Annotated in this window: 20 protein-coding genes and 1 pseudogene; 10 read left to right on the top strand and 11 right to left on the bottom strand. The window is 74.6% G+C overall.

Going from position 1 to position 17,569, the window contains the following annotated elements:
• On the bottom strand, positions 1–420 hold a 420-nt coding region (locus tag F6X68_RS19450; RefSeq protein WP_151455632.1), incomplete at its 3' end, for a hypothetical protein.
• A 166-nt stretch (positions 421–586) separates the two neighbouring features.
• On the opposite strand from F6X68_RS19450, the gene F6X68_RS19445 reads away from it, so the two are divergent.
• Positions 587–943 (top strand): STAS domain-containing protein, encoded by a 357-nt coding sequence (locus tag F6X68_RS19445; protein WP_151455631.1) that lies wholly within the window; start codon positions 587–589, stop codon positions 941–943.
• 1 nt (position 944) lies between these two features.
• On the opposite strand, the gene F6X68_RS19440 is transcribed toward F6X68_RS19445, so the two are convergent.
• The gene (locus F6X68_RS19440; RefSeq protein WP_151455630.1) at positions 945–2,147 is read right to left on the bottom strand and encodes a PP2C family protein-serine/threonine phosphatase; all 1,203 of its coding nucleotides are present in this window, start codon (positions 2,145–2,147) and stop codon (positions 945–947) included.
• Between the two features lie 91 nt (positions 2,148–2,238).
• The gene (locus F6X68_RS19435; protein WP_151455629.1) at positions 2,239–3,690 is read right to left on the bottom strand and encodes a glycoside hydrolase family 3 protein; all 1,452 of its coding nucleotides are present in this window, start codon (positions 3,688–3,690) and stop codon (positions 2,239–2,241) included.
• Positions 3,691–3,856: 166 nt separating this feature from the next.
• Between F6X68_RS19435 and F6X68_RS19430 the strand changes: the two genes are divergently transcribed.
• Positions 3,857–5,032 (top strand): ROK family transcriptional regulator, encoded by a 1,176-nt coding sequence (locus tag F6X68_RS19430; protein ID WP_151455628.1) that lies wholly within the window; start codon positions 3,857–3,859, stop codon positions 5,030–5,032.
• A gap of 165 nt (positions 5,033–5,197) precedes the next feature.
• Here F6X68_RS19430 and F6X68_RS19425 read toward each other — a convergent pair whose 3' ends face one another.
• Together F6X68_RS19425 and F6X68_RS19420 are read right to left on the bottom strand one after the other, a co-directional pair.
• Complete coding sequence (locus F6X68_RS19425) at positions 5,198–6,211, bottom strand: ABC transporter permease subunit (RefSeq protein WP_151455627.1); 1,014 nt, start codon at positions 6,209–6,211, stop codon at positions 5,198–5,200.
• On the bottom strand, positions 6,208–7,218 hold the full coding sequence (locus tag F6X68_RS19420) for an ABC transporter ATP-binding protein (RefSeq protein WP_151455626.1): 1,011 nt from the start codon (positions 7,216–7,218) through the stop codon (positions 6,208–6,210). The genes F6X68_RS19425 and F6X68_RS19420 overlap by 4 nt, the downstream gene beginning before the upstream one ends.
• Positions 7,219–7,348: 130 nt before the next feature.
• Between F6X68_RS19420 and F6X68_RS19415 the strand changes: the two genes are divergently transcribed.
• Complete coding sequence (locus F6X68_RS19415; RefSeq protein WP_225852310.1) at positions 7,349–8,143, top strand: ABC transporter ATP-binding protein; 795 nt, start codon at positions 7,349–7,351, stop codon at positions 8,141–8,143.
• An 81-nt stretch (positions 8,144–8,224) separates the two neighbouring features.
• The gene (locus F6X68_RS19410) at positions 8,225–9,121 is read left to right on the top strand and encodes a ribokinase (protein ID WP_151455624.1); all 897 of its coding nucleotides are present in this window, start codon (positions 8,225–8,227) and stop codon (positions 9,119–9,121) included.
• Between the two features lie 72 nt (positions 9,122–9,193).
• Here F6X68_RS19410 and F6X68_RS19405 read toward each other — a convergent pair whose 3' ends face one another.
• Entirely contained in the window at positions 9,194–9,943 is a 750-nt protein-coding gene (locus F6X68_RS19405; RefSeq protein ID WP_132240830.1) for a hypothetical protein, read from the bottom strand.
• Positions 9,944–10,000: 57 nt separating this feature from the next.
• A complete protein-coding gene (locus tag F6X68_RS19400) occupies positions 10,001–10,480 on the bottom strand; it encodes a DUF6232 family protein (protein ID WP_132240829.1) in 480 nt (159 codons plus the stop codon).
• A gap of 617 nt (positions 10,481–11,097) precedes the next feature.
• Between F6X68_RS19400 and F6X68_RS19395 the strand changes: the two genes are divergently transcribed.
• Positions 11,098–11,499 carry a nuclear transport factor 2 family protein gene (locus tag F6X68_RS19395; RefSeq protein WP_225852309.1) on the top strand — a complete coding sequence of 134 codons (402 nt, stop codon included), beginning with the start codon at positions 11,098–11,100 and terminating at the stop codon, positions 11,497–11,499.
• Here the strand turns inward: F6X68_RS19395 and F6X68_RS19390 are convergent.
• A complete protein-coding gene (locus F6X68_RS19390; RefSeq protein ID WP_151455623.1) occupies positions 11,496–11,972 on the bottom strand; it encodes a DUF6232 family protein in 477 nt (158 codons plus the stop codon). The two genes, F6X68_RS19395 and F6X68_RS19390, sit on opposite strands and share 4 nt — an antisense overlap.
• 99 nt (positions 11,973–12,071) lie before the next feature.
• On the opposite strand from F6X68_RS19390, the gene F6X68_RS19385 reads away from it, so the two are divergent.
• Both F6X68_RS19385 and F6X68_RS19380 read left to right on the top strand, forming a co-directional pair.
• A complete protein-coding gene (locus F6X68_RS19385; protein WP_151455622.1) occupies positions 12,072–12,845 on the top strand; it encodes an enoyl-CoA hydratase/isomerase family protein in 774 nt (257 codons plus the stop codon).
• Positions 12,846–12,964: 119 nt separating this feature from the next.
• A complete protein-coding gene (locus tag F6X68_RS19380) occupies positions 12,965–14,587 on the top strand; it encodes an acetolactate synthase (RefSeq protein WP_151455621.1) in 1,623 nt (540 codons plus the stop codon).
• Positions 14,588–14,632: 45 nt separating this feature from the next.
• Here the strand turns inward: F6X68_RS19380 and F6X68_RS19375 are convergent, their stop codons facing one another.
• The 3 genes from F6X68_RS19375 to F6X68_RS19365 are packed head-to-tail and all read right to left on the bottom strand — an operon-like array spanning position 14,633 to position 15,831.
• Positions 14,633–15,067, bottom strand: a complete 435-nt coding sequence (locus F6X68_RS19375) for a PLD nuclease N-terminal domain-containing protein (protein ID WP_151455620.1) — start codon at positions 15,065–15,067, stop codon at positions 14,633–14,635.
• A gap of 27 nt (positions 15,068–15,094) precedes the next feature.
• Positions 15,095–15,442, bottom strand: coding sequence for a DUF202 domain-containing protein (locus F6X68_RS19370; RefSeq protein WP_225852308.1), 348 nt, complete (start codon positions 15,440–15,442; stop codon positions 15,095–15,097).
• On the bottom strand, positions 15,439–15,831 hold the full coding sequence (locus tag F6X68_RS19365; RefSeq protein WP_151455619.1) for a YidH family protein: 393 nt from the start codon (positions 15,829–15,831) through the stop codon (positions 15,439–15,441). The genes F6X68_RS19370 and F6X68_RS19365 overlap by 4 nt, the downstream gene beginning before the upstream one ends.
• A 40-nt stretch (positions 15,832–15,871) precedes the next feature.
• Between F6X68_RS19365 and F6X68_RS19360 the strand changes: the two genes are divergently transcribed.
• From F6X68_RS19360 to F6X68_RS19350, 3 genes and pseudogenes are all read left to right on the top strand, one after another.
• Entirely contained in the window at positions 15,872–16,669 is a 798-nt protein-coding gene (locus F6X68_RS19360; protein WP_151455618.1) for a GNAT family N-acetyltransferase, read from the top strand.
• 2 nt (positions 16,670–16,671) lie between these two features.
• Complete coding sequence (locus F6X68_RS19355) at positions 16,672–17,079, top strand: hypothetical protein (RefSeq protein WP_151455617.1); 408 nt, start codon at positions 16,672–16,674, stop codon at positions 17,077–17,079.
• A 366-nt stretch (positions 17,080–17,445) separates the two neighbouring features.
• Positions 17,446–17,569: pseudogene (locus tag F6X68_RS19350) on the top strand (electron transfer flavoprotein subunit beta); the annotation flags it as partial.

Below are 17,569 nucleotides of genomic sequence, written 5' to 3'. Positions count from 1 at the left end.
AGCCGGGTGCGGGCCGCGGGGCGCGGGCGGCATCGGCAGTCGGCCGACCGGGGCGAGCGGCGGATGGGTGGCGAACTGGCGCAGCCGACCACGGCGGTACCGGCCGAGCGCGAAGACGTTGAAGAAGTGCAGCGCGCCGAGCACCAGCAGCACCAGGCCGATCTTGAGGGACAGCTCCTCCATGGCCTGGGCGGTGGACCCGACCGGGTCGGGGTGCTTCATGGCCACCGTGACGTAGCCGAGGTTGAGCAGGTAGAAGCCGACGACGAGCAGGCTGTTGACGGCCTTGGCCAGCCGTTCGTCGGCGAAGACCTCCTCCAGGAAGACCAGCCCGTTGCGCGACAGCGCCCGGGCCACCCAGACGGTCAGCCCGATGCTGATCGCCAGGTAGACCAGGTACATCCAGACCTTTGTATCCATCGCCGACGCCCCTCTTGAACGTGTTCAAATATTGTCGCCTCAGCGTAGGCGACTTCTTGAACACGTTCAAGAGGGGCGTCGTGACCGTCGGCGTGGTCCGGTCCGGCGGGGGTCGGTAAGGTCGAGTCGCGCCGGTGCCGGCGCGACCTTCGACGGTGAGGCGGCCATGGACCGGGGTGAGCGGAACACGGAGCCGGGCCAGGTGGTCCTACGCCCGGCCGGTGAGATCGACATGGCCACCGCTGGCGAGTTCGAGGCGACGCTCACCGAGGCGCTGCGCCGACCCGGCGTCCGGGAGGTCGTCGTCGACCTGGCCGACCTGCGGTTCCTGGACTCCAGCGGCGTACGCGTCCTGGTGCACGGCGTCTCCGTGGGCCGCGAGCGCGACGTGACGATGCGGGTGACCGGCCCGCAGCCGGGCGTGGCGCGGGTCCTTCGGATCACCGGGGTCGGCACCCTGCTCGGGCTCGTCGACTCCGACGCCGACGAATCCGTCGCGCGGGGATGGCGCGGGCTGGACTGACTCAGGGCTCCGAGTTCGCCGCCGCGGCGGCGGACCACTCGACCAGTAGCAGGGTCGCGTCGTCCTGGTGCGTCCCGCCCTGGTGTTCCGTCACCGCGTGACTGAGGCGGCGCAGCGTCTCCGCCGCCGGGCGACCGGAACCGATGTGCCGCTCGGCGAGATCCGCCAGGCGGGAGAGCCCGAACATCTCGCCCGCCGCGTCGCGCGCCTCGGTGACTCCGTCCGTGTACAGCAGCAGCCGGTCACCGGGCTCCAACCGGGTCCGCGCCACCTCGACGCGGCCGTCGGGCAGGCCGAGCGGGAGCCGGCGGCCCCCGGTCAGCCCCTGCACGGCCCGTCCCCGGCGCAGCAGCACCGGCGGCGGGTGTCCCGCGTTGACGTACCGCAGCGTTCCGGAGCCGGTGTCGAACTCGGCGAGCACGGCGGTGACGAACCGCGCGTCGTCCCACTGGCCGGCGATCGCGGCGTCCACCGCCCGGACCAGGCCGGGCAGGTCGGAGCCGGTACGCCGGGCCGCCCGCAGCGCCGCCAGCGCCACCGAGGTGGTGAGCACCGCCGGCAGGCCGTGCCCGACCCCGTCGAGGATCGCCAGCGTCAGGGTTCCGCCGTGCACCGCGTAGTCGAAGGCGTCGCCGCCGACCTCGTAGCAGGGCTCGAGCAGGGCGCTGACCACCGCCTCCGAGGTGGCGAAGGTCAGCGGCGGGAGCAGGTTCCAGAGCAGCTCGGCGGAGACCCCCATCGGCCGGCTGCGCCGCACCCGGTGCAGGGCGTCCCCGTAGTCCCTCTTGCTGGTGACCAGGTGGCCGACGAGCCCGGAGACGAGCCGGCAGCCGTCCCGTAGCGCCTCGTCGGCGAGGTCGGCGTCGGCCGGCGGAAACACCTCCAGCAGTCCCAGCCGGTCGGTGCCGTTGACGATCGGGACCCACAGCCGGGGCGGTGGCCCCTGCCCCGCGTGCACCTCGACCTGGGTGAAGGCCCGCCCCGCGAGGCTGGTGTCGATCGGCAGCACCTCCGGCGCCGCCCGCCTCGTCCCGGGCAGCGGGCGCAGGCCGTGCTGCTCGGCGTCGACCAGGTACACGGTCGCCGTCACGCCCAACGGCCCGAGCGCGGCGTCGACTGTGGCGGCGAGCTCGTCCGGGGGCAGCCGGTGGGACCGGGACACGAGGTCGGCCAGGGCCCGGTGCCATGGGTCGGTGGCGGTCATGCTGTCGCATACCCCGGCCGGGCCCGGTCGAAGCGGCCGGGCCCGCCCGTGAGTGACCGCCACCTGCCGGCGCGTACCCCCGGTGCCCGCGTCAGCCGGTCAGGCCGAGCACCTCGGCGGCCGCGCGGCCGCAGGCGTGGCTCGCGCCGTACGTGGTGACGAACGCCCGTACGCCGGCCGGACGCCACCGGGAGGGCCAGCCCATCTCGACCACGGTCACCGGGTGCTCGGCGGCCAGCGCGGTCACCAGGTCCGCGCCGCCCGGCAGCCGGTGCAGATGGCGGCCGACCAGCACGATCGGCCGGTCCCCGGCGAGCTGGCGCAGGGCGGCCGGCCCGGTCTCGGTGGCGACCACCCGCAGCTCCTCCGTGCCGTCCAGGTGCGGGCCGAGGCCCCACGGCACCCGCCCCTCGGCGATGGTCGACGCGGCGTGCAACTGGACGATCAGCGGGCGGTCCAGGCCGGTCAGCTCCCCCTCCACCCGCACGGCGCGCCGCGCCGCGGCGTACCCGAGTCCGTCGGGGGCGGCCGGCGTCGTGCCGGCGGTCCGGGTCCAGGCGGCGAGCGCGGCGGCGCGGCCGGCCGCCTCCTCCACCCGCGAGCGGTCCAGGCGGCCGTCGCCGAGCGCGCCGACGATCTCCGCGACCACCCGCTCGACCAGCTCGGCGTCGACCTGGGCGCCGATGCACAGCAGGTCGGCACCGGCGGCCAGGGCCCGGACGGCGGCCGGGCCGACCCCGCCGGCGGCCACCGCGGCGCCCTTCATCTCCAGCGCGTCGGTGATGACGGTGCCGGTGAAGCCGTACTCGCCGCGGAGCAGGTCGACCAGGACCGCCCGGCTGAACGTGGCGGGGCCGTCGCCGGTCAGCGCCGGCACCCGGATGTGCGCGGTCATGACGGCCCGCGCGCCGGCCTCGACGACAGCGGCGAACGGCGGCAGGTCGCGCCGGCGCAGCACGTCGAGCGGCACGTCCACGGTGGGCAGTTCGTGGTGGGAGTCGGCGACCGTCGCGCCGTGGCCCGGGAAGTGCTTGGCGCAGGCGGCGACCCCGGCGGCCTGGAGGCCGGTGACGGCGGCGGCGGAGTGCGCGGCGACCCGGGCCGGGTCGGCGCCGAACGAGCGGGTGCCGATCACCGGGTTCTCGTCGGCGGTGTTCACGTCCACGGTCGGCGCGAGGTTGACGGTGACGCCGAGGGCGGCCAGCTCCGCGCCGATGGCCTCGTAGACGCGGCGGGTCAGCGCCACCTCGTCGATCGCGCCGAGCGCCGCGTTGCCCGGGTACGGGCTGCCGGTGGCGTGCGCCAGCCGGGTGACGTCGCCGCCCTCCTCGTCGATCGCGATCAGCACGTCCGGGCGGCCGGCCCGCAGGGCGGCGGTGCTCGCCGCCACCTGCCCCGGGTCGTGGACGTTGGTGCCGAACAGGGTGTGCCCCGCGAGCCCCTCGGCGACCAGGTCGACCGCCCAGCCGGGAGGAACCGGCCCCGGGTACGCGGCGAGCAGCGTGCCGAGCGCGAGCCGGCGCAGTCCTGGATCCAGCCCCACGTGATCTTCCCCTTTCGTCCCCGCGGCACGGAAGTCGTACCGGCGGGGGTCGGTGACGTACCGGGTCGGCCGACCACCCCGCTCCCGGGCGGCCGATACGCTGTCGGCTACCCGCTCGCAGGTCGGTTTACAGTTAGCAAGGTTTACCAAAACTAGAGGACGTGGCATGAGTGCGACCCGGCTGCCCGGCACCCCCCGCCTGTTGCGGGCGCTGAACGACCGCGCGGCGTTGGAGCTGCTGCTGGAGCGGGGGCCACTGACCCGGGCCCGGCTCGGCGAGCTGACCGGGTTGTCCAAGGTCACCGCGTCCCAGCTCGTCGAGCGGCTGGAGGAGCGGGGCCTCGTCACGCGGGTCGGCGAGCAGGCCGGCGGGCGGGGGCCCAACGCCCAGCTCTACGCCGTGCGGCCCGGCAGCGCGCACGTGGTCGGGGTGGACGTGGGCGCCGACCGGGTGGTGGCCGCCTGCGCGGACATCACCGGGGCGGTGATCGGCCGCGTCGAGCAGTCGGTCCGCGACACCGACGACCCCGTCGGGGTGGTGCACAACGCGGTCGTCCAGGCCGCGAGCAGCGCCGGGGCGCAGCTGTCGAGCGTACGGCGGATCGTGCTGGGCACCCCGGGCCTCGTCGACCCGGGGACGGGCGACATCACGTTCGCCTTCAACCTGCCCCGTTGGCACACCGGTCTGCTGGCCGCGCTCCGGGACGACCTGCACACCCCGGTGGTCTTCGAGAACGACGTGAACCTGGCCGCCGTCGCCGAGGCGCAGTCGGGCGCGGCCCAGGGACTGACGGACTTCGTGCTGGTCTGGGTCGGCGCCGGCGTCGGCCTGGCGATCGTGCTGGGCGGCCGGCTGCACCACGGCAGCAGCGGCGCCGCCGGCGAGATCGGCTACCTGCCGGTGCCCGGGGCGCCCATCCCGCGTGACGTGTCCCGCCGGGCGAAGCCGGCGTTCCAGCAGCTGATCGGCGCGGACGCGGTCCGCGACCTGGCCCGCGCGCACGGCTACCCGGACGACAGCGGCGCGGTGGCGGTACGGGCGGCGGTGGCCGACGGCACGGCGGGCGGTCCCATGCTCGACGAGGTGGCCCGCCGGCTGGCGCTGGGCGTGGCGAGCACCTGCGTGGTGCTGGACCCGCCGCTGGTGGTGCTCGCCGGCGAGGTCGGCCAGGCCGGCGGGGCGGCGCTGGCCGAGCGCGTGCAGCACGAGGTCGCGGCGATCACGCTGGTCCGTCCCCGGGTCGTGCCGACCGGACTGACCGAGGAGCCGATCCTGCGGGGTGCGCTGCGTACCGCGCTGGACGCCGTCCGCGACGAGGTCTTCGGCTCGACCGTCGGCTGACCGGGGCCGGCCGCCCGCCGGCGCGGACCGCGCGCCGGACCCCGCCGACCAGGGTCGGCGAGGTCGGCGGCGGTCCGGCGTCATGTGAAGGAATATTTCATCGCGGTCCGGGATGCTGCAAGGTCCTGCCGCGCTCGCGCCCGCATCGTCGACGGCGGCCGGGCGTCACATCAGGTCGCGGCGGCGGAACGCCACAAAGGCGGCGGCGACCAACGCGCCGGTCAGCCCGAGCAGCAACACCAGCGCCGGCTGCCAGGTCACCACGTAGAGGCCGTTGCAGGAGTTGGAGACCCCGTTGTCGCACGCCCGGTAGTCCCAGAACTCGACCCGGCCGTTGAGCAGGGCGGCGGCGTAGCTGGAGAGCATGTACCGGTCCACCTTGACGACCTCCAGGATCTCCATCACCAGCCGGGCGCCCAGCTCCCACACCACCAGGTAGCCGGCGATCGCGCCGAGCGCCGCCGAGGTGTGCCGGCCCAGGGTGGCGACGGCGAACCCGACCACGGTGAGCAGCAGCACCAGCAGCATGCCGCGCCCCCAGTTCGCGCCCAGCGAGCCCCAGAACTCCCCGTCGAGCCGCCCCGGCCGCCCGGCGACCTGCGCGATCAGCCAGAACGTCCCGAGGTACGCCGCCGAGGCCAGCACGGACAGCAGCGCCGTCCCGCCGAGCAGCGTGCCCAGCTTGGTGCCGAGCACGGTCATCCGCCGGGGACGCCAGAGCAGCAGGTTGACCACGCCACCGGAGTTCAGGTCGGCGCCGATGTAGGAGGCGCCGACCAGGAAGCCGAAGAGCGCGAGGAAGGCGATGAGGAAGTAGAGCAGCGGCTTGGCCTCCTCGGCGAAGGTGAACACCCCGGCGAGGTAGTCGGACGCCACGGGCGCCCGCTCCGCCAGAGCCGGGTCGACCTCGCTGCAGTCGTCGGGGACGTACTCCTGCACGTCGTCCGCCTGCACGACGCCGCGCTGCCGGTCCAGGCAGAGCTGGTGGGTGCGCTCCAGTTCGCTGCGCGCCGCGGCGGCGGACTGCTGGGCGTCGAAGACCTCCTGGGCGGTGGGCCGGTGGGAGCTCGCCAGGGTGGTCGCCGCCGTGACGCCGAACGCGAGCACCAGCAGGACGAGCATGAGCTGCACGAAGCGCCGGGCGCCGAGACGCTCCAGCTCGGCACGGACCAGGTTCACGCGTCCACTCCCCGCTCGTCGAGGTCGATCACCGGTTCGGAGGGCCCGCCGTCGGGCAGCACCGAGTCGTCCACCTGCCGGGGCAGCGTCGGGTGCGCCGCCGGGCCGGTCAGTTCGAGGAAGGCGCTCTCCAGGTCGGGCCGCAGCGGGGTCAGCTCGCGCACCCAGAGGCCCGCCTCGCCGAGGGTGCGGCTGACCTCGGTGGCGTCGTCCACGTCGGCCACCACCAGGTGGTCGTCGTGCCCGGTCGCCGCCAGCCCGGCGGCCGTCAGCAGCTCCACGGCCCGCTCCGGATCGTCCACCCGCACCAGCAGCTCGTGCCGGTCGAAGCCGGCCAGCACCTCGTCGACGCGCCCGGCGGCCACCCGCCGGCCCCGCGAGATGATCGTCACGTGGTCGCAGATCAGCTGGATCTCGGCCAGGATGTGGCTGGAGACCAGTACGGTCACGCCCGCCTCCGCCAGCGAGCGCATCAGGTCCCGCATCTCCCGGATGCCGGCCGGGTCCAGGCCGTTCGCCGGCTCGTCCAGGATCAGCAGCTCCGGGTCCTTGAGCAGGGCGGACGCCACCGCCAGCCGCTGCTTCATGCCCAGCGAGTAGCCCTTGACCCGCTCGTCGCCCCGGTCCCGCAGGCCCACCTGCTCCAGCACCTCGTCGACCCGGGCGACCGGCACGCCGCCGGCCCGGGCGAGCAGGCGCAGGGTGCGGTGGCCGGTGAAGTTGCCGAAGAACTGCGGGCTCTCCACGATCGCGCCGACCCGCCCGGCCACCAGGGGCAGCCCGTCCGGCGAGGGGACGCCCAGCACCGTCATCCGACCCGCGTCGGCCCGCACCAGCCCGAGCAGGGCGCGCAGCGTGGTGGTCTTGCCCGACCCGTTGGGGCCGAGGAAGCCGTGGATCTGGCCGGCCTCCACCAGCAGGTCGAAGCCGTCCACCGCCACCCGGCGGCCCTGCCGCACGCTGTGGAAGGTCTTGCGCAGCCCCTCGATCTCGATGACCGCGCTCATCCGCGCGGCTCCCTGCTCCGACCGGGCATGGACCGTCCTCCGCTTGTGGTGACCAACGACACGGCGCCCCACCCTATGGCCGGGGCGCCGCCCGTGGGGGGCGCCCCGCGTTGCGTGGTTGGATGGTCGGGTGACTGGGGACGAGGATCTGGTGGTCAGCCTCGACGGCGTCGGCGTACGCCGGGCTGGCACGGCACTGCTGCACGACGTCGACTGGCGGGTCGAGTTGGACGAGCGCTGGGTGGTGCTCGGGCCGAACGGCGCGGGAAAGACGACCCTGCTCAACCTCGCCGCCGGGCGGCTGCACCCGACCACCGGCACCGCCCACGTGCTCGGCGAGCGGATCGGCCGCACCGACGTCAACGAGCTGCGGACCCGCATCGGGCTCTCCACCGCCGCCCTCGCCGAGCGGGTGCCCGCCGAGGAGCGGGTCAGCGACGTCGTCGTCACGGCCGCCTGGTCGGTGCTCGGTCGCTGGCGGGAGAGCTACGACAGCAGCGACGAGGCCCGGGCCCGCGCCCTGCTGGGTCAGCTCGGCATCGGCGGCCTCGCCGAACGCGCCTACGGCACCCTCTCCGAGGGGGAGCGCAAGCGGGTGCAGATCGCCCGTGCGCTGATGACGGACCCGGAGCTGCTGCTGCTCGACGAGCCCGCCGCCGGGCTCGACCTGGGCGGGCGCGAGGACCTGGTCGCCCGGCTGGCCGAGCTGGCGTACGACCCGGACGCCCCGGCGATGGTGCTGGTGACCCACCACGTGGAGGAGATCCCGCCCGGCTTCACCCACGCGCTGCTGCTGCGCGAGGGCGGCGTGGTGGCGCAGGGGCTCCTCGACGACACGCTGACCGGGGACAACCTCTCCAAGACCTTCGGGCTGCCGCTGGTGGTCGAGCGCTCCGGCGACCGGTTCACCGCCCGCGCCGCCTGACCGACGCCCCGGCCCGGACGACAGCCACCGGCCGGGGTCCTAGACTTCGCCGCAGCGCAACCCGGCGGCGAGGAGGTGGCGATGCGGCAGACCCGGGTCGTCGTGGTGGGCAGCGCCAACATGGACCTGGTGGGCACCGCCTCCGCCCTGCCCCGGCCGGGGGAGACCCTGCTCGGCACCGACTTCGTCATGGTGCCCGGCGGCAAGGGCGCCAACCAGGCTGTCGCCGCCGCCCGGGCCGGCGCCTCCTGCGCGTTCCTCGGGGCGATCGGCTCCGACTCGTTCGGCGTCACCCTGCGGGCGCGGATCACCGCCGCCGGGGTCGACACCGGGCAGCTCCGCACGACGTACGGCACGTCGGGCGTGGCGCTGGTGATGGTCAACGCCGAGGGCGAGAACGCGATCCTGGTCAGCCCGGGGGCCAACGCCTCGATGACCGGCCTGACCGAGCCCGAGCTGACCGCCGTACGCGGGGCGGACGTGCTGCTCGCGCAGCTGGAGATCCCGGTCGCGACGGTGACCGAGGCGGCCGTCGTCGCCCGGGCGGCCGGCACCCGGGTGGTGCTCAACGCCGCCCCGGCCGTGCCGGTGCCGCCGGAGCTGCTGGCGGCGACCGACCTGCTGGTGGTCAACGAGACCGAGGCACAGGCGCTCACCGGGCGCGGCCGGGACGAGCCGTCGGCTCTGCTCGACCTGGCGCCCCGGGCGGTGCTCACCCTCGGCGCGGAGGGCGCCTGGTACGGGGACCGGGACGGCACCGCCGTGCACGTGCCGGCGGTCAAGGTCGACGTGGTGGACTCCACGGCCGCCGGGGACGCCTTCACCGCCGCGCTCGCCGTGGCCTGGGGCGAGGGCCGGGACGTGGTCGACGCGGTGCGCTGGGCGGCGGCGGCCGGGGCGGCCTGCGCCCGCCGACTCGGCGCCTCCGTCGCGCTGCCCACCCGGGCCGAGATCGACGAGCTGTACGTCCCCGCCTGATCCGGTCGACCCACCACCCGGGGGAGTCCGTCCGACAGGATCAGCGCGACGATCCGCGACGGTGCGCGGCGGTCACGCCTCGGCGTCGTCGGTGAGCTTCTCGCCCCGGCGGCGGAGCATGCCCAGCCCGGGGATACCGGCGACGGCGAGCTTCAGGTCGCGGGTGACGTCGAGCAGGTCGTGCAGGTCCGGGCCGACCCGGTCCAGGGTGGCCAGAATCGGCAGGATGTCCGCGGTCAGGTGCTGCTTGAGCTTCGGCAGCTCGTCGACGAGCCGGATCGCGGCGTTCACCTCCTCGTGGCTGAGCTGCTCGACGAAGCGGTTCGCCATCGGAGCGCCCCGGCGCAGCGCCGGCTCGTACGCCGTCAGCAGCTCCGCGGCGGTGGCCGCCGCCTCCGCTGCGGTGCCCACGGTGCCGGCGGCCCGTACGGCCACCGCGTCGGCCTCGGCGACCACCGCGCCGGCCGTACGGGACACCTTCTCCGCCTCGCCGACCACGACGGCCGCGGCGGCCGCCACCTCGGTGGCCGTCTCGATCGCGGTGGTCGCGGCGGCGCTGATGACGGCCACCTCCCGTACCGCGCCCTCGGCGTCGGTGAGCACCCGGTCGGTGCGGTCGAGGGTCTGCTCGATCCGGTCCACCACACCGTCGATGCGGTCCACCACGCCGTCGACCCGCTTCAGCAGGGCCTCCACCGAGTCCAGCACGGCGAACGCGCGGGCCGGCACGGCGGCGAACGAGGCCGCCGAGCCGAGGGCCTGGTCGAGGGCGGAGCGGGTCAGACCGACGACCGCGGCGGGCCGGGGGAGGGGAATCACCATGGCACCAAGTGTGCGTCGCCCGCGCCCGCACCGCCGGACAGGGCGGCGGGAGCGGGGTCAGGAGTCGGTGTACTGCTCGACCGCGCGCTGCACCGCCCGGTAGATCTGCCCGAACCGCAGCGCGTCCGGGGTGCGCAGCAGCAGCACCTCCCGGCCGTGGTGCTGGACCCAGAGCTCGTGCACCTTGCTGCCCCGCTCATAGGAGCGGTCGAGCCAGCCGAGCGGGATCTCCAGGAAGGGGGCGAGGGCCAGCGCGCCGACCACGCACGCGGCAAGAATGATCAGCGCCAGCTGCCACTCGCCCCGGTCCTGCGCCGACCAGGCCAGCGAGAGCACGCAGACCACCGCGACCAGGGGAGGCAGCGAGAGGAGCAGGACCAGGACGCCGCGCCCCAGCACCCGCCCCCGTACCGCCAGCGTCTTCGGCCCCTGCGCATGCCAGACGTACGTCACGTCGGCGATCGCCACGGCGTGGCCCCCGGCCCGGATCGACTCCGACGTCACCTGCACCGCGTCGTCCCGGTAATAGATGGTCATCACTAAGCCTAACCACTGCGGGGCGGGTCGCGCCGCTCGCGCCGCCCGCTCCGGCGGAGGTGGCGTCGGGCGGGTCTCGCCGGGCGGAGGTGGTGCCCGGCGGGGTCATGTCGGGCGGAGATGGTGTCGCGTCGGCCCTATGGAGCTGAATCGTCTATGACATCGCCCTCTGGGTCGCTGGCGCTCGTCCCGATGCCGGACCGGCTGAGTCGTTTACGTCATCAGCTCGAAAGGACGCGCGAGGCGCATCCGCCGCTGCCGCGCGACGGGTGCGCCTGGATCCGCCTCGATCCGTTCTCCGGACCGGCGCCAACCGCAAGGCGTTGGAACGTCACCGCAAGGGTGTCCGAGCGACCCCGGAGTTGGTCCCCGGAGCCGGCCCCGGCCGGGCAGCTGTCGAGCTGCCCCGTTCATGGGACCGCCCGGGGCGTGCGAGCCGGGGGCCGACTGGCGCGCCTGCCCCGTCGGGCGGGGCAGCTCGACAGCGCGGGCGGCAGGCCATCTTGCCCGACGAGGGGCCTCAAGGCCCGCGTCGCCAGCGCGTCGTCCAGGGCGGCCCGGACGTCCCTGGCGGCCCGGGCCGCCAAGGACGGCCCGGGGCGGTACCGTGACCGGTCATGACGGAGCAGGAGCGCAACGTCGAGGTGGTCCGCCGCTACCTGCGGACCTTCGTCACGAAGGACCTGGCGGAGTTGCGCGCGGTGGTCGACGAGGACGTGCTGATCTACGGTTCCGGCACGCCGGTCCGGGGGCGGCAGCACGTCGAGGGGGCCGTCACCTCCCCGGGGCTGACGGTGCTCGATCAGGAGATCGTCGAGATCTTCGCGGCTGGCGACCGCGTGGTGGTGTCGCTGGCGCAGACCTACCGGCGGGACGCCACCGGCGCGACGGCGGTGCAGAGCGCCTGCAAGATGTACCGGCTGGCCGGTGGCCGGATCGTGCAGTTCTGGGGCGAGCAGGACCTGTTCGGACTGCTGCGCGGCCTGGGCATGCTGCCGGACGGGCCGATCAGGTTCTAGCGGCGGCGGGGCGACACGGGCTGGCCCGCCTCGACGGCCCGCTGCACCGCCCGGTAGATCTGACCGAAGCGCAGCGCGTCGCCGGTGCACAGCAGGCGCACCGGCTGGCCGCGCCAGCGGGCCCAGATCTCCAGCTGCCGGCTGCCCCGGGCGTACGAGCGGTCGAGGTGCTCGAAGAGGAAGTCGGCGACCGGGCCGACCGCGAGCCCGATCAGCACCGAGGTGCCGACGATGGCGATGGTGACGGTGAGGGAGCGGTCCAGCCAGAGCGCCAGCGCGATGCCGAGGGCGGCGGCGACCAGGGGGCCGGCGAGCGCCGCGCCGATCGCGCCGCGTCCGACGAGCACCCGCCAGGACCGGCTGCCGCGTTGGTGCCAGACCATGCTGATGTCGGCCAGCCGGAAGGTCCGGCCGTCCACCCGGACGGCGGTCGAGGTGACCTGCACGGACCTGTCGTCGTAGTACGTGATCATGGCGGTACTCCCGGTGGCGGGCCTGAGACCACAGTACTTACCCCAACGATCCGGGCCGTAAGGTTGGCACGCGACTTCGACGAGGAAGTGAGGGCCAGCGTGGGCGAGTTCGTGCGGTTGGAGACCAAGGACGGCATCGGCACCATCCGGCTGGAGCGGCCGCCGATGAACGCCCTGAACACCCAGGTGCAGGAGGAGTTGCGCGCCGCCGCCGCGGCGGCCACCACCGACCCGGGCGTCCGTGCCGTCATCGTGTACGGCGGGGAGAAGGTCTTCGCGGCCGGCGCGGACATCAAGGAGATGGCCGATATGTCCTACGTGGACATGGCGGACCGGGCGGCTGGCCTGTCCAGCGCGCTCGGCGCGATCTCCCGGATCCCCAAGCCGGTCGTCGCCGCGATCACCGGCTACGCCCTCGGCGGCGGCTGCGAGCTGGCGTTGGCATGCGACTGGCGGGTGGTGGCCGAGGACGCCAAGCTCGGGCAGCCGGAGATCAAGCTCGGCATCATCCCCGGCGCGGGCGGCACCCAGCGGCTGGCCCGCCTGGTCGGCCCGGCCCGTGCCAAGGACCTGATCATGTCCGGCCGGATGGTCGACGCCCAGGAGGCCCTGCGGATCGGCCTGGCCGACCGGGTCGCCCCGGCGGCCGAGGTCTACGACACCGCGGTCGAGCTGGTCCGCCCGTACCTCACCGGCCCGGTGCAGGCCCTGCGCGCCGCCAAGCTCGCCGTCGACGCCGGTCTGGACATGGACCTGAACTCCGGCCTGGCCTGGGAGAGCCAGCTCTTCGCGGCGCTGTTCGCCACCGACGACCGGCGAGAGGGCATGGCGGCGTTCGTGGCGAAGCGCAAGCCGGACTTCACCGGTCGTTGACCGGCCCCGGGCCGGCGGGGTGACCCGCCGGCCCAGGCATCGAGTCGAGAACTGTTCACATTCCGCCTACCGGTGAGTAGCGTGTGACTCCGGCCATGCGGACGAAGGGAAGAGCGGCGATGACGGAGCGGATCGAAGGTCACGGCGGGGAGCTCGCACTCGCGGCGCTGCGTGCGTACGGGGTGCGGGAGATGTTCACCCTCTCCGGCGGGCACGTCTTTCCGCTCTACGACGCCGCGCACAAGACCGGCTTCCCCCTCTACGACGTACGGCACGAGCAGTCGGCGGTCTTCGCCGCCGAGGCGGTGGCGAAGCTCCAGCGCCGACCCGGCCTCGCCGTGCTCACCGCCGGCCCCGGCGTCACCAACGGCATCTCCGGGCTGACGAGCGCGTACTTCAACGCCTCCCCGGTGCTGGTGCTGGGCGGCCGGGCCCCGCAGTTCCGCTGGGGCTCGGGCAGCCTCCAGGAGATGGACCACCTGCCGCTGGTCGCCCCCGTCACCAAGCACGCCGAGACGGTGTTCAGCCCTGACGACATCCCGCGCGCGGTGACCGCGGCGCTGACCGCCGCGCTCACCCCGCACCGGGGCCCGGTCTTCCTCGACTTCCCCCTCGAGGCGGTCTTCTCGGTCTCCGACGCCGAGCTGCCCGCGCTGCCGGGCATCGCGCCGGTCGAGCCCGACCCCGACGAGGTGGCGAAGGCGGCCGGCCTGGTCGCCGCCGCGAGCCGCCCGGTGATCATCGCCGGCTCCGACGTCTATGCCGGGGACGCGGTCGACGCCCTGCGGGCCGCCGCCGAGTCGCTCCAGGTGCCGGTCTTCACCAACGGGATGGGTCGGGGCGCGCTGCCGCCGGAGCACCCGCTCGCCTTCGCCAAGGCCCGTCGCGTGGCGCTGCGGGGCGCCGACGTGGTCGTGGTGATCGGCACCCCCCTCGACTTCCGGCTCAGCTTCGGCGACTTCGGCGACGCCCAGGTGGTGCACATCGTCGACGCGCCCAGCCAGCGGGCCGCGCACGTGCAGCCGGCCGCCGCCCCCGCCGGCGACCTCCGGCTGATCCTCACCGCCCTGGCCGACCACCCGGGCGACCGGGCCGACCACGCCGACTGGATCGCCGAGCTGCGTACCGCCGAGGACGCCGCGAAGGCCCGCGACGCCGAGGAGATGTCCGCCGAGACGGACCCGATCCGGCCCGCCCGGGTCTACGGCGAGCTGCGCAAGGTGCTGGCCCGCGACGCCATCACCATCGGCGACGGCGGCGACTTCGTCTCGTACGCCGGCCGCTACCTGGAGCCCGCGCAGCCCGGCACGTGGCTCGACCCCGGCCCGTACGGCTGCCTGGGCACCGGCATGGGCTACGCGATGGGCGCCCGGGTCAGCCACCCCGACCGGCAGATCTGTGTCCTCATGGGCGACGGCGCGGCCGGCTTCTCGCTGATGGACGTGGAGTCCCTCGCCCGGCAGAAGCTGCCGGTGGTGATCGTGGTCGGCAACAACGGCATCTGGGGGCTGGAGAAGCACCCGATGCGCGCCATGTACGGCTACGACGTCGCCGCCGACCTCCAGCCGGAGCTGCGCTACGACCACGTCGTGAGTGCCCTCGGCGGGGCCGGCGAGACGGTGGCGCAGGCGGGCGACCTCGGCCCGGCGCTGCGGCGGGCGTTCGACGCCGGCGTGCCGTACCTGGTCAACGTGCTCACCGACCCGGCCGACGCGTACCCCCGCTCGTCGAACCTGGCCTGAGCCGGGCCCGCGGCCGTCGCCGGGAGGCCGGCGACGGCCGCGGGCTCAGGACGCGGGCGTGGACCCCTCGGGCCGGTCCTCCTCGCGCGGCGGCTCGCCGTCGCGGCGGCGCATCTCGTCCTCGCGGCGGCGCAGGTCCTCCTCCCAGCGGCGGAACAGCTCGCCGTCCTCGCGCCGGGAGCGCTCGCCGAGCGAGCGGAGGAACTCGGGGTCGTCGTCGGGGGCGACCGGGCGGGGCCGCTCCCGGGGCGGCAGGATCCGGCTCTTCGGCGTTCCGCCGGCGAGCTGCCCGGGGACGCGCTCGCGCCCGGCGGCGAACCAGGCGAGGGAGCCGAGCAGCGGGAAGAACAGGATGATCAGCACCCAGGCGATCCGGGGCAGGGCTTTGATCTCGCCCTCCTCGGCGGAGAGGCAGCTGATCAGCGCGCAGACGGCGAGGACGATCTGCACGACGAAGAGGAGGACGTAGAACCGGGCCATGCGTCAATCATGGCGCACCGGGCCCCGTCAACCCAGGCCGCTCGCCGCCAGGAGGGTGCCGAGCAGCGCGAAGCCGGCCGTGGCGAGGGCGACCAGGGGCAGCGACCGCCCGTAGCCGGGGAACGGACCGGTGCCGGTGGCCCGCCGCCAGCAGACCGCCAGTGCCGCGCCCCAGCCCAGCACGGCGACCCCGGCGACCAGCGCGCCGAGCGTCCCGTCGGCGGCCGGGCCGGTGAGCGCGAGCCGCACGGTCAGCACCATGATCACGGTCAGCGCCAGCGCCGTACGCCGCCAGGCCAGCCGGGTCCGCTCGGGTTGCAGCCCGGGGTCGCGCGCGGGCCGGTCCCGCCGTGGCGGCTCCGTCAGGTGGCTCACGGGCCGCCGACCGCCCGGGCCAGCACGGCCGCGACCAGCAGCAGCGCGCCGAGGCCGACGGCGAGGGCGAGCACCGCCGGGAAGCGCGAGGCGGGCAGTTCCTCGCCGAGCCGGATGGCCCGCTCCGTACGCGCCCAGTGGTCGACCGCCCGCACGGCGACCGTGCCGCCCAGCAGCAGCAGTGCGACGGCGATCGCCTCGCGCAGGTGCGCCAGCGGCAGCGGCGGCAGGAACTGCGCGGCGGCCAGTCCACCCGCGACCAGCGCCAGCCCGGTACGCAGCCAGGCCAGGAAGGTCCGCTCGTTGGCCAGCGAGAACCGGTAGTCGGGGGTGCTGCCGACCGCGCGCAGTTCGCGCGGGTCGAACCATCGCCTGATCGCCTGCCACACGTGGCTATTATCCGTTTCCGTCCGGTCGTAGCCTGGTGCGGTGACGGATCTTGACGTGACGACGCTGCGGAAGACCTACGACGACCAGTTGCGGGCGCTGGTGCCCGACCAGTTGCCGGCCGGGGTGGCGGTGGAACGGGACGGCCCGCTGATCCGCATCTTCGGCCTCGACCACGGCGGTTTCCTCACCTACCGCGACCTCGGCGGGCTCAGTGGCGCGGCGCTGGACGCGCTGATCGCCCGGCAGGTGGAGATCTTCCGGGCGCGCGGCGAGTCGGTCGAGTGGAAGCTGCACGGCCACGACGAGCCGGCGGACCTGCCGGACCGGCTGCGCGCGGCGGGATTCGTGCCGGAGGAGCGGGAGACCGTGGTGATCGGGCTGGTCGCGCCGCTCGCCGCCGCGCTTCCGGTCGTCCCCGAGGGCGTACGCCTGCGCGAGGTGACCGCCCGGGCGGACCTGGACCGGATCGTGGCGATGGAGGAGGCGGTCTGGAACTCCGACCGCAGTCACCTGGCGATCGCCCTGGAGAAGGAGATCGCCGCCGACCCGCAGTCGATCACCGTGGTGGTGGCCGAGGCGGGCGACGAGGTGGTGAGCGCGGGTTGGGTGCGGTACGTGCCGGGGACGGGGTTCGCCACGCTGTGGGGCGGTTCGACGCTGGCGCCGTGGCGCCGCCGGGGCATCTACCGCGCGCTGGTCGGCCATCGGGCCCGGCTGGCGGCCCAGCGCGGCCGGACGCTGCTGCAGGTGGACGCGTCCGACGACAGCCGGCCGATCCTGGAGCGGCTCGGTCTCGTCCCGGTCACGACCACCACCCCGTACGTCTACACTCCGTGATCATGGAGCAGCGGTTGACGGCCGAGGAACGGCTGACCCTCAAGACGGGCGCGTTCGGGGCGGTGTTCCTGGTGGCCAACGCGGATCCGGGGATGCTCGCCCTGTTCCGGGAGAGCTTCGCCGCCTCCGGTGCGATGGCCGACAGCAGCGGGGTGGTGAAGGAGGCGCTGACCAGCGGTCCGCTGCCGAAGTTGCCCCGGGACTCGGCGCTGGAGATCGAGGCGGTGGTGCTGCCGGCGCTGGGCAGTTCCGTGCGGATTCTGCGGGAGAAGTCGCCCGGGGACGTGGCGGGCTACCGCGAGGTCGTGCTGTCCGCTGCCGAGCGGGTGGCCGCCGCGCACCGGGGGGTGGCCCCGGCCGAGGCGGCGGTCATCGAGCGGATCCGGGACGCGCTCGATCAGCCGGCGTGAGCCGGGTCGGCGACCAGAGCGCCCGGACGGTGGCCCGGACGCAGCGGTCGCGGAGCCGGCCGCAGGCGCACCGGTACGCCTCGGGCCGCGTTCGGCGGCAGCGGTGCCGCGGGACGTCGGGACGACCTTCGCTGGCCTTTTCTGACATTTCGTGACACCTCCCGATTCGTCAGATTACCCGCCCGCGGGGCCGTTCGTGAGCTGTGTCACCCTGAGGTTGCCGGAGGCGGATGCTACTGGCAGGTAACATTGCGCCGTGGGCAACTGCACAGCACCGCGCGGTTGACCGGCGTCAACGGACGCGCGAGGCTGCGCCCCAGACCGGGCGAGCGATCGCAACACCAACAGGAGGGTCGTCGAAGCGCGATGAACATCGTCGTACTCGTCAAGCAGGTGCCCGATTCGGGCGCGGACCGCAGCCTGCGTGCTGACGACAACACCGTCGACCGCGGTTCGGCGAACAACGTGATCAACGAGATGGACGAGTACG

The sequence above is a fragment of the Micromonospora sp. AMSO12t genome, assembly GCF_008806585.1.
In the GTDB taxonomy this organism is placed as follows: Bacteria; Actinomycetota; Actinomycetes; order Mycobacteriales; family Micromonosporaceae; genus Micromonospora; species Micromonospora reichwaldensis.
This window is presented reverse-complemented; position numbering and strand designations above follow the sequence as displayed.